Source organism: Westiellopsis prolifica IICB1 (genome assembly GCF_004323185.1).
Lineage (GTDB): Bacteria > Cyanobacteriota > Cyanobacteriia > Cyanobacteriales > Nostocaceae > Pelatocladus > Pelatocladus prolificus_A.
Genome location: NZ_NAPS01000002.1, coordinates 347,807 through 359,354 on the forward strand (window position 1 = coordinate 347,807; position 11,548 = coordinate 359,354).

An 11,548-nucleotide genomic window follows, 5' to 3' on the forward strand; every position below is an offset into this window, starting at 1 on the left:
AATCAGGTTTGAAACTCCTAAATCAGGTTTGAAACTCCTGAATCAGGTTTGAAACTCCTAAATCAGGTTTGAAACTCCTGAATCAGGTTTGAAACTCCTGAATCAGGTTTTTGAGTTTTAAATTAGCTTCACAAGTCATAAAACAGATTTTTAAGTCAAAAATCTGCCTTAAATGTTATAAATCTCTTATTTTCATACAATAAGGGAACAGGGAATAGTTTTCCTATTTCCTGTTCCCCGCTCTACATGACAAAATTATGCCGAAAAATCCTTAACCGAAACGTATTGTAATCCCTGCTCCTCTTCCCCTTAGTTCTGGGATATTCTGGAAGAGGTGAGAATTCGCTGAGTGAAGTCTTGCATTTCAATCCCAATTAGGGATTTTTCTCCACTCTTTGACCTTATTTTACACGAATATACGGATAATTTTAGTAACGATGAAGCTGGCAGGAAGAGTAAGTCAAGTTACGCCCTCTATAACTTTAGCGATCGCAGCGAAAGCAAAAGCAATGAAGGGCGAAGGTATAGATGTTTGTAGTTTTAGCACTGGTGAACCGGATTTTGATACCCCAGCACATATTAAAGCTGCTGCTCAAAAAGCATTAGATGAAGGTAAGACTAAATATGGGCCTGCTGCTGGGGAACCAAAGTTAAGAGAAGCGATCGCCCGCAAGCTGAAAAATGATAATGGTCTTGATTATAAAGCAGAAAATGTCATCGTCACCAATGGTGGTAAGCATTCTTTGTTTAATTTAATGCTAGCAACCATTGAACTCGGTGATGAAGTTATTATCCCTGCTCCCTACTGGTTAAGCTATCCCGAAATGGTGACTTTGGCGGGTGGTGTTTCTGTAATTGTTCCTACAGATGGGAGTACAGGATATAAAATTACTCCTGAGCAATTACGCAAATCTATCACTCCCAAGACTAAGTTATTTATCCTCAACTCGCCATCTAATCCTACAGGTATGGTGTACACGCCAGAGGAAATCAAAGCCTTGGCGGAAGTTATAGTTGAAACAGATATCTTTGTTGTCTCTGACGAGATTTACGAAAAAATTCTCTATGACGGTGCAATACATTTGTCTATTGGTTCACTGGGAGAAGAAATATTTGCTCGTACAATTATTAGTAATGGTTTTGCCAAAGGTTACTCAATGACGGGATGGCGGGTTGGTTATTTGGCAGGGCCAATAGATATTATTAAAGCCACAAGTACAGTCCAGAGTCATAGTACTTCAAATGTATGTACCTTTGCTCAGTATGGTGCGATCGCAGCTTTGGAAGGTTCCCAAGACTGTGTCGAAGAAATGCGCCAAGCTTTTGCAAAACGCCGCCAAGTCATGCTAGAACGAGTTAACGCCATACCGGGATTAACTTGTTCCCAACCAGACGGTGCGTTTTATCTATTTCCTGAGATCAGCAAAACCGGATTAAAATCTCTGCAATTTTCTGACGCTTTATTAGAGGAACAACAAGTAGCAGTCATTCCGGGAATTGCTTTTGGTGCAGATGACAACATTCGTCTCTCCTACGCTACAGATATGACCACTATTGAGAAGGGGATGGATCGGTTAGAGAAGTTTGTCAAATCGCGGATTTAATTGGGTCACTCGTGAATTTGCGATGAATCGCGACTCTACTATTGTACAGACGCGATTCATCGCGTCTCTACTAAAATCCTGGGAATAAATCGAAAATCCACGCATCCAAAATCCAAAATTGGATGACCTCCACAAATGAACTTAATTTTGTGCAACTACATTAACTGGTAACTGATCTTGAGCGCGCTATGATCCTAAGACAGGGTAAACATTCGTGATTGTTTGGGGTAAGAACGTGCGTATTGGTGTAATCGGTGGCGGACAACTCGCCTGGATGATGGGCGGTGCAGCAAAAAAGTTAGGCGTGGAATTGGTAGTACAAACCCCTAGTCCTAATGATCCAGCTGTGGCGATCGCTCATGACACTATTTTCGCCCCAATAGATGATGCCGCAGCTACAGAAGTTTTAGCAACTAAATGCGATATAATTACTTTTGAAAATGAGTTTGTTAATCTGAAAGCTTTATCAGTCTTAGCAGAACAAGGGGTTTGTTTTCGTCCGCCGCTACAAGCATTAGTTCCCCTTTTAGATAAATATCACCAACGTTGTTATTTACGCGATTTAGGTTTACCAGTTCCTCAATTCTTTGATATCAAAGGAAACTGGAAACAAGACGCACAAACAGGAAATAAACAGTTAACTGTTGAAAGTCAAGAGTTAGGAATAGAAAGTGAAAATCTTCATAATTTTTCACTTATAAGTAAATTAAAATTTCCAATAGTTTTAAAAGCTCGCCGTCACGGTTATGATGGTCAGGGTACTTTTATCATTAAAGATATCCACACTCTTCAGCAAAAATTAGAATCTGCAAATAATGTAGCTTTTATATTAGAAGAATTTATCCCGTTTGAACGAGAGCTAGCAGTTATTGCAGCCCGTTCTGTAAGCGGTGAAGTCGTGATTTTCCCAATTGTAGAAACCCAACAAGAAGAACAGGTATGTCGGCGGGTAATTGCACCAGCAGATATTCCATCCTATGTACAAAAAGACATTGAGAATATGTCCCATACACTCCTCAATAGCCTAGAAGCAGTGGGAGTTTTCGGGATTGAACTATTCCTGAATGCAGATGACAAAGTGCTAGTCAATGAAATAGCACCCCGCACTCACAATTCGGGACATTTTTCTCTCGACGCCTGCGAAACTTCCCAGTTTGAGCAACACTTAAGAGCCGTTTCTGGCTTACCTTTGGGCAATCCTAAACTAACTTGTCCATGTGCTATTATGGTAAACTTGTTGGGCTACGAAATATCAAAAAATGATTATATTACCAAACGTCAAAAAATAAAACAAATTCCTCAAAGTAATATCCACTGGTACGGGAAAACAGAATCTCGTCCAGGGCGAAAGTTAGGACACGTCACCGTTTTGTTAGATCATCAAAATCAAGATCAAGCGATGGCGATCGCCCAGACTATAGAAAATATTTGGTACGCCAATTAAACCAGCAAAAAAATCTAATTTGGCATACACAAAATCAACTTTAAAAGCTATAATCGATTCATAGCACTGCGACGTTGGTGACTGCCAACAAGTTTTGTGATCTATGACTTGTAAAAGTATGGGAACCAAGCATTTTTCGTGGCAGTAAACCGGGCTTGTACCCGGAAACTTTAAACGGAAGACACGGTACCCACCTGGTTTACTCCAGGTCAAAAACTTAGGTAAAACGGCGTCGCGGTGAATAAAAATCAAAGCTCCTAAAGTCTATTTGACTAAGGAGCTTTAATTATATTTATAGATAAAGTGGGTGTAGATGTAGGGGTCATTATTAGCCGTCTCGAAAATAAAGCATCGCGCATCATTAGTGTTTATTGTCCCCCTTGTCTTCCTTGTCCTCCCTCTCCCCCTTGTCTCCCCTCTCCCCACATAATGAAATACTTTTTGATCTACAAGTCTACAAGTCCCTCATTTGCTCATTTGGAATACAGTGTTACCAAAACCCCAAGGCGTCGGGTAACTGATCGTACAGTAACATCGAGCAACTATAGAGGATATTTATCCACAGATTAGGACAAACTTTTTCAGCATAGACACCCATGACTAGTTATAATTTCCTATAGGGTCACAATAATTTCTTAAGATTGGCGTAATATATATTTACGCAATATTCCAAACCGACTAGCTGACAACACAATTAGGAGGACTATCTATGGCGCTCGTGCCAATGCGGCTGCTGTTGGAGCACGCGGCTGAAAACAATTACGGTATTCCAGCTTTTAACGTGAACAACATGGAGCAGATTCAAGCAATTATGCAAGCTGCTCATGAAACAGATAGCCCCGTGATTTTGCAAGCTTCTCGTGGCGCTCGTAAATACGCAGGTGAAAACTTCCTGCGTCATTTGATTTTGGCAGCAGTGGAAACTTACCCCCATCTTCCCATTGCCATGCACCAAGATCATGGTAACGAACCAGCTACTTGCTACTCAGCAATTAAAAACGGCTTTACCAGCGTGATGATGGATGGTTCTCTGGAAGCTGATGCTAAAACCCCAGCTAGCTATGAGTACAACGTCAAAGTCACCCGTCAAGTGGTGGAAGTAGCTCATGCATTGGGTGTCAGCGTTGAAGGCGAACTCGGTTGCTTGGGTTCTCTAGAAACAGGTATGGGCGAAGCTGAAGATGGTCATGGTTTCGAGGGTAAACTCGATCATTCCCAACTGTTAACCGACCCCGACCAAGCTGTTGATTTTGTTGAGCAAACCCAAGTAGACGCTTTGGCTGTTGCTATTGGTACTAGCCACGGTGCTTACAAATTCACCCGCAAACCAACAGGCGAAATTTTGGCAATCAGCCGCATTGAAGAAATTCACCGCCGTTTGCCCAATACCCACTTGGTAATGCACGGTTCTTCCTCCGTACCCGAAGATTTGATTGCTTTGATTAACCAGTACGGTGGTACAATCCCCGAAACCTACGGTGTACCTGTAGAAGAAATTCAAAAAGGCATCAAGAGCGGTGTACGTAAGGTAAATATCGATACCGACAACCGTTTGGCTATTACTGCTGCGGTTCGGGAAGCATTGGCAGGTAATACCAAAGAATTTGACCCCCGTCACTTCCTCAAGCCTTCTATTAAGTACATGCAAAAAGTATGTGCAGAACGTTACCAACAATTTGAAACTGCTGGTAATGCTAGCAAGATCAAGCAGGTATCTTTGGAAGAGTTTGCTGCTAAGTATGCAAAAGGCGAACTCGCTGCTGCAATCAAGAAAACAGTTGCTCTGTAATTTTGCCACATAAGTAAATAGGGACACATTAATGCTGTGTCCCTAAGCTGAGGATTCTCATACCCCATAGACTGAACCGGGTAGCAATTATGTTCCCCGGTTTTTTGCTTAGTTCGTAGTAAGGACTTTAGTCCTTGAAAATGAAAATTTAAAGACTAAAGTCGTTACTACAAACTTTACTACCGTGGTGTGGGACTAGAGGTAGGACTTACTTTAAAACCAGGAGGCAGAATTACTTTGTCAACTACATGAACAACACCATTGCTTGCTAAGATATCAGCTTGAGTAACTTTAGCACCGTTGACGGATACTGTTTTAGCAGTACTATTAACATCAATTGTCACAGGAGTACCCTCAACTGTTTTTACATCTCCAGATGTTAACTGAGTAGAGGTAACTTGTCCGGGTATGACGTGGTAACTAAGAAGTTTCACTAACTGTTGCTTGTTTTCTGGCTTGAGGAGGTTTTCTAAAGTACCAGCTGGTAAAGCCTTGAAAGCAGCATCAGTGGGTGCAAAAACTGTATAGGGGCCTTGTGCAGTCAGTTGATCTTCTAAACCTGCTGCTTTATATGCTTGGGTTATGGTTTTAAAAGACCCTTGGCTGGCTGCTGCTTGAGAAAGTTCTGCAAAATTTTTGTCTGCGGTTGTATTACCAGGGGTTTCTGTTGCAGTTGCAGTAGTTGTTGGAGTCACTTCCGCAACAGGTGAGGTATTTGTTGTAGGTGCTTCTCCAACGGTTGGAGTAGTATTTTCTGCATTCGGTTGACCACAGGCAGACAAAGCAAAGAGGCTACCCACACCAACTATACTAAACAAAGCTTTTTGTAAAATGCCTTTGCTTGCTTTCATGGCTTTTCCCCAAAATCGAGCAAAATAAACTTCATATTTACAAAATTTAATATCTGCTGAGAAGTAATCCCTCATCCGTGAGAGGTAGTTTGTACAATTTCATCATTAATCGTCTATGGGACTAGCCCTTTCAAGGTGGAGCAAAATTCTCGACAATCAACTCCTCTGTAAGCTCTTATCTCTGTGTTCTCTGTGCCTCTTAGGTTAAATAAATAACTTTGAAACCGCAGAGAACGCAGAGAGCGCAGAGAGGAAAAAAGAGATTTTATGAGTCACTTTGAAAGGGCTAGTCCTAGTCTATATCTTTCGCATATTTCTACTTTGTGGATCAAAGCCATAGGAAAATCGAGTACTATCGTCGTAGCAAGCTCCGGTTAAATTTGCTCCAAACAGCTTGGTATAGTGTAGTTTTGCTCCACGCAGATTCGCTTCTATTAACTTTGCACAACTGAGGTTAGCTCTGGTTAAATTGGCTTTGGCTAGGTTTGTGCCACCTAAATTAGAACCCCATAGTTTAGCTTTAGCCAGGTTAGCACCACTCAAGTCTGCTGCATACAAATTGATACCAACCAAATATGCTCCGATCAACTTAGCTCCTGCTAAATTAACAGCAGTAAAATCCCTTTCTCCGGCAGCGTAACGCCTTATTAATTCATCGGCATCCATGATTCTTGCACCTTTATTAGCAAATCAGAAACTATTTGCTCCCATTCTTGATCGAGTCCTGCGTGAAATTCTGGTTTCCCACTACGTTTGTACCAGTAACGCGCATTACTCATGTCACCTTTTTTTCTGTGTAAATACGCATGAACCCACGCACTATCGAGATCATTGGCATTTTGAACTATTTCATGCGCTCTATCCCAATTACCTTTATACTCAAACCACAATGCTTGGAGAGCTTTTGGTTGTGAATCAGGACATTGTTGTTGTTTTTCGATTAATTGCTTGAATTCTTGTAGTGTCATCATCTTTACTTATCCATGCTCAAGCCTCTGTTTATTACTCTATCAATGACTTGTGGCGATCGCATGTCATTGTATTTAACTTTTTTGATCATACAAATACATGGTTAGGGGCAACCCGGCTGTACACCCCTACTTCTGCTACGCTACACTACTTTATAAATCAATCAAAATTTTACTTTTGGCTATCACTTATTATCTGAAATTATCCGCATTTACACATGAAAAATAAGCAAATTATACATAAAACCTTTTGTGTATCTGTGTCATATGAAACATAAACAAACACCATGACTGAAACAATTGAAACTCAGATTATCAACGTCGAAGAACGGCTCAGACAGGCCATGCTTGCTTCTGATGTCAGCGTTTTGAATGAACTACTAGCCCCGGAAATTATCATCACTAGTCATCTTGGAGAATTATTAGGAAAACAAGATGATCTCGCTGCTCACGAATCTGGTTTGTTTAAAATACACGAGTTGATACCTTCACAGCAGCATATTCAAATTCATGGAGAAGTAGCGATTGTTTCAGTCAGAATGCAAGTATCTGGTAGTTATAATGGTAGCCCTGCAAATGGTGACTTTCGTTATACGCGGGTTTGGGCTGTCTCTGTGAGCGGGAGTTGGCATATCATTGCTGCTCATATAGGTATGGTAGCGTGAACATAGGGAAATTCTGAAGCGATATGAATGATTTGCTGAATCAAAATCGTTCTATTTTTCAACTAGCACAAATTATTGGTTGGGCAGCTAATCACCCAATTATTAGTTTTGTCATTTTGTTGTTTATTCTAGCTATAATTGTCAGTATTATTCAAGCAATTGGTCGCTTGATTGAATCAGCTAGTAGATCAATATTAAAAGTACCTTTGAAGTTGATTTTGGCTATTCTACAATTTAGTTTTTCATCATTTACTCAAATTAGTAATTTAGCAATAAAAAAACTAGGCAATTCTCATATATATAATAATAATATACCTATTTTACCACCAAAAAATAATCCAATTATTAACCTAGAAAAACAACAAAGATTACAAGAAATTTCTCAACGGCTAGCTGAAATTCAAAAAGAACAAAATGAGCTTTTCAAAGAAGCGGCAGAACTTTTAGCTACATCGGAGATTGAAAGCGAGCAGGAGATAATTGAGAAATAATTTCGTCTTCTTTGCCAGTTAAATAATTAGCAAAGCGTTGGGCTAAAGGCGGTACGATCGCTAGAGGGTTGCTAAATCCAGCGAATACATACACTCCATGACATCCGGGAATAGAACCGATTACAGGAAGGCGATCTCTACTAAATGCTACTAAACAATGATGCCAAGTTCCTGGTAAATTAGATAATGCTGGTAATATTTCTCCTATACTCCGCCTCAGCCAGCTTTCACTTGTTTTTCTATCTATCTCAACATAGGGATCACTAAGGACACGGCTAATTTGACCCAAGCGTATACTTCCATTTTGAAACTGAATTGCACCCGTATCCAAAATTGGTGCTAATAGTTCATGTCCCGGTTCATTCCATAATTCATCAACTTTGGTAGACTCTGCTTCTAATTGAAAGCGTTGGAGATTAGCCGGCATTATTAAGGTACTTAATTGCACTTCTACGGGTGGAGTTTGGATCATCTCCGCATGGGTAAAATACAACTTTATCGGAATACCGGATGCTTTGAGCAACTGTCGAGAAAGTCCACCAGCACAGACGACAATGTTAGCGCTGTGGTAAGTTTTGGTAGATGTTTTGATCGTTTGCGAAGCATGATTTGAGGTGAAGTTCTGTACTTGGCAAATTTCCATTTCACCACCAGTCCGCAGAAATGCTTCAATGTAAGCTTGTGTTGTTTTTTCGGGGTTAATATGACCGTGTTTGACAGTTAAAGCAGCTGCGATCGCCTCTTTATTTAATAAAGGTTCCATCTCCAAAGCTTCATCAACACTAAGTAACTTGGGAGGAATGGCAAAATCAGCATAGAAGGCCGCAGCAACTTCTGGATCAGTGTTGGTTGCGATCGTCAACAATAAATCTAACTCCCGAAATTCAGTATCACCATCTAACTCTGTGCTAAGAATGCGATGACGCGCGATTCCCTGATCACACAATTGACGCATCAGGGGAGTTGTCCCAGACCAAAAAGCTAAACCACCATAACTATAACGAGTTGCATTATGTAACGTTGCATCCTGTTCTAACAAAAGCACCGAAAAGCCAACTTTCACTAGTTCATAAGCTAATGAAGCACCCGTAAAACCTGCACCAATGACGATCCAATCGTAGGTTTTCATATATTTTTATATACTTTGATTTAAATAAAGATGCACCAAACTCCTACTAATGACCAATTGTACAGACGCGTAGACGCTCGTAAGAGCGGCTTCAAGGTAAGAGTATCATGGCGTCTCTAATGACAAATAACAACCCAACTATTTAGCTTGATTTTTGCCGTCTGAAGTTACGTTTCGCTTTCAGAGCAATTGCACCTAAGCCAAAAAATAGTAATGAACCTAGATAAGTTGAAGGTTCAGGTGCTGCAACTTTGACTTGGCTTTTTCTTACTGCTACTAAAGTCAGATTAGTTTTGTGATCAAAAGACCGTTGATAAGAGCCACTAATAATAGCGCTAGCTGTTTCTTGATTTCCACCAAAGTTAGATGCATCTAACTCATTTAATAAGCTAATATTTTGGCTATTTTCGTATGTAAGAAAGTCATTATCCCCAGCAGTGTTAATATTACCAGTGAGTGAAAAATAATCTAAAGGATTTGTGTTAATAGTTTGATTTCCAGATAAGACATCAGCGACAAAAGTTGAAATATTTGTTGGTTCAATATGACTCGTATCAAATAACAAGAATGAAATATCTCCAATCGCTTTAGCATTTTCTTGTGAGGAATCATCTATTGATGTTCCCAAATTTAAATAAGCTGTGAAATCGAAAGAAAACAATTTACCACCATCTATGTCAAAATTACCGACTATTCCCCCAAGAGTATCTGCTGTTCCGAAGTAACTTGTACCTTGTCCACTAGCGAGACTCAAACCCACTTGAGTATAAGCTTGTGGTGGAGTAAATGTGAAATCTGTTTGTACTTGTTGATTGATAGTTAATACTGTTGCATCATCAGTAAAGGTAGAGGCATTGGTATTAGCTTGATTTTGTCTGTCAATGATGCCAAAACTTTGACTAAAGTTGGTAAAATTTAACTCTTCTTGAGCAAAAGCTAGACTAGCGGCCTGACTGGGTGAGCTTGCTAAAACAGAACTAGCTACTATCGGAGTCACCATCAGTACAAATTGTTTAGCCAATCCCAAATACAGATATCGTTTCATATTTTCCTCTTTTTTGTACTGAACTCTCAGTCAAACAACTCCTACATAGTTAAGCGATAGTACGTAATTTAATATGAAAATTCAAGCAAAAAAAATACAATGTTTGTAAATAATAGGTAATTTATAACAATTAGCATGGCAATTTGAGAAATTAAGCCAATAGTTAGATCCATCTGGCTTTCGGCAACCTATAATCTACGAAAAGTAAAACCGAGAGATGAAACTGTGGATGCACTTTTAGAGCGATCGCACCAACTCAAACAAGCGTTAATTGATTTTATCTTGGATGCAGACGATGAACTGGCAGCAGCGTTGGAAACTTATGCAGCAGAACAGTTGCGTCGTGGTTCTGGTGACACAATCCAACAAGAGTTAACAATAGACAGCTTTGCTATCGAAGGTAAAGTAGGGGAAAAATCACCAGTAGATCTGTTTATACAAACTCATCCAGAATTGTCACAAAGCGATCGCCAATTGCTCAATAGTTGGCATCATAGTTTTATGGGGTTGTTTGCGATCGCAAAAATATTGGATGATGGCTTTGAATTAATGAACTGGTTAACAGCCAAAAATTACATTGTTAAATTCAACAACCCTAAAACCCAACAGGAAATGTCACGGTTAAAAGTAGGAGAAATTCTCCTCACTCGGATTTCTCCTGTCACAGAATCCTACTGGACATTTTCTGGCCCGTACACACAAATGGGTAAATTAGGAAAACCAAAACTAGCAGTAGCAATTGGTAATTTTAAAGAAAATTACAAAAGCCATCTTTACAGTGATGCACCTGACTTGTTAGAAGAAGCTTGGCAATCAGTATCAAGATATCATCAACAATTTATTGAGTTTTTCGGTAGTGATGAAGTTACAATGCCAGGATACCAACTCAACAAAAAAATAGCCGAACTCCAAGAAATCACTACCGAAAAAAGTTTAGCCGCAGCAGGAATAGATTCTTCAAAATCACTGGCAGAAATTGCCCAAGAAGCAGGAGTTGACGAAGAAGAAATCAAAGCAGCAGCCGAAGACATGGGTGCTGATTCTAAAGTAGTATCACAATTGTTGAACAACAAAACTACTACAGCCAAAATGGTAACATCAAAAGTGGAATTGCCTGCTGATCTCAAAAAAGCAGAAGCAGTAACAGCACTTTCTCATCCTCGCTGGGGACAGATGTTTTTACCAACATATAGCAAAATTAAAACAATTTTAGCAGCAGAAGATTGGCAGAGTATAGAAGGTTCTGAAAAACTAATTCGTCACTACTTAGAAAGTAAAAATATCAATGCTTTTATCTGGTATCGCCTAGCAGCAGAGTATTCAAATTCATTAGAAAAAATATTGCAAACAGTCCTACAACGCCCAGAATTTAACTTAAAAAATGACTTAGATACACTGTTACAAGAATATCATAAACCTCTAGAACCAGAATTACCAGAAATAGCCAGTGTACCACTACATCTACATAATTTGTTCCAAGAAGCTTTAGGAGAAGTCCACAAATCTAAATCGAAAACCAAGGGACAAAAAAAACCATCAAAAGGCTTTCAAACATTGTAACT

Annotated in this window: 11 protein-coding genes and 1 other RNA gene; 7 read left to right on the forward strand and 5 right to left on the reverse strand. The window is 39.6% G+C overall.

Going from position 1 to position 11,548, the window contains the following annotated elements:
- Positions 1–437 precede the first annotated feature (437 nt).
- The 4 genes from B4U84_RS15725 to fba all read left to right on the forward strand — a co-directional run bounded on the left by B4U84_RS15725 (position 438) and on the right by fba (position 4,837).
- Positions 438–1,604, forward strand: coding sequence for a pyridoxal phosphate-dependent aminotransferase (locus tag B4U84_RS15725; protein ID WP_131119321.1), 1,167 nt, complete (start codon positions 438–440; stop codon positions 1,602–1,604).
- A 274-nt stretch (positions 1,605–1,878) separates the two neighbouring features.
- Complete coding sequence (locus tag B4U84_RS15730) at positions 1,879–3,048, forward strand: 5-(carboxyamino)imidazole ribonucleotide synthase (protein WP_242677698.1); 1,170 nt, start codon at positions 1,879–1,881, stop codon at positions 3,046–3,048.
- Between the two features lie 60 nt (positions 3,049–3,108).
- Positions 3,109–3,293: non-coding RNA, 6S RNA (ssrS, locus tag B4U84_RS15735), on the forward strand.
- Positions 3,294–3,757: 464 nt separating this feature from the next.
- Positions 3,758–4,837 carry a class II fructose-bisphosphate aldolase gene (fba, locus tag B4U84_RS15740; protein WP_017309992.1) on the forward strand — a complete coding sequence of 360 codons (1,080 nt, stop codon included), beginning with the start codon at positions 3,758–3,760 and terminating at the stop codon, positions 4,835–4,837.
- A gap of 179 nt (positions 4,838–5,016) precedes the next feature.
- Here the strand turns inward: fba and B4U84_RS15745 are convergent, their stop codons facing one another.
- From B4U84_RS15745 to B4U84_RS15755, 3 genes are all read right to left on the reverse strand, one after another.
- Entirely contained in the window at positions 5,017–5,688 is a 672-nt protein-coding gene (locus tag B4U84_RS15745; RefSeq protein ID WP_131119325.1) for a fasciclin domain-containing protein, read from the reverse strand.
- Positions 5,689–5,985: 297 nt separating this feature from the next.
- Positions 5,986–6,354: a pentapeptide repeat-containing protein gene (locus tag B4U84_RS15750; protein ID WP_131119327.1), complete on the reverse strand. Its 369-nt coding sequence runs from the start codon at positions 6,352–6,354 to the stop codon at positions 5,986–5,988.
- Positions 6,336–6,659, reverse strand: a complete 324-nt coding sequence (locus tag B4U84_RS15755; RefSeq protein ID WP_131119329.1) for a hypothetical protein — start codon at positions 6,657–6,659, stop codon at positions 6,336–6,338. The genes B4U84_RS15750 and B4U84_RS15755 overlap by 19 nt, the downstream gene beginning before the upstream one ends.
- A 284-nt stretch (positions 6,660–6,943) precedes the next feature.
- On the opposite strand from B4U84_RS15755, the gene B4U84_RS15760 reads away from it, so the two are divergent.
- Together B4U84_RS15760 and B4U84_RS15765 are read left to right on the forward strand one after the other, a co-directional pair.
- Positions 6,944–7,321 (forward strand): nuclear transport factor 2 family protein, encoded by a 378-nt coding sequence (locus B4U84_RS15760; RefSeq protein ID WP_131119331.1) that lies wholly within the window; start codon positions 6,944–6,946, stop codon positions 7,319–7,321.
- A gap of 23 nt (positions 7,322–7,344) precedes the next feature.
- On the forward strand, positions 7,345–7,812 hold the full coding sequence (locus tag B4U84_RS15765) for a hypothetical protein (protein WP_131119332.1): 468 nt from the start codon (positions 7,345–7,347) through the stop codon (positions 7,810–7,812).
- On the opposite strand, the gene B4U84_RS15770 is transcribed toward B4U84_RS15765, so the two are convergent.
- On the reverse strand, positions 7,769–8,941 hold the full coding sequence (locus B4U84_RS15770) for an NAD(P)/FAD-dependent oxidoreductase (RefSeq protein WP_131119335.1): 1,173 nt from the start codon (positions 8,939–8,941) through the stop codon (positions 7,769–7,771). The two genes, B4U84_RS15765 and B4U84_RS15770, sit on opposite strands and share 44 nt — an antisense overlap.
- Before the next feature lie 142 nt (positions 8,942–9,083).
- Positions 9,084–9,986: a hypothetical protein gene (locus B4U84_RS15775; RefSeq protein ID WP_131119337.1), complete on the reverse strand. Its 903-nt coding sequence runs from the start codon at positions 9,984–9,986 to the stop codon at positions 9,084–9,086.
- A gap of 225 nt (positions 9,987–10,211) precedes the next feature.
- On the opposite strand from B4U84_RS15775, the gene B4U84_RS15780 reads away from it, so the two are divergent.
- Positions 10,212–11,546, forward strand: coding sequence for a hypothetical protein (locus B4U84_RS15780; protein ID WP_131119339.1), 1,335 nt, complete (start codon positions 10,212–10,214; stop codon positions 11,544–11,546).
- The last annotated feature ends 2 nt before the right edge of the window (positions 11,547–11,548 follow it).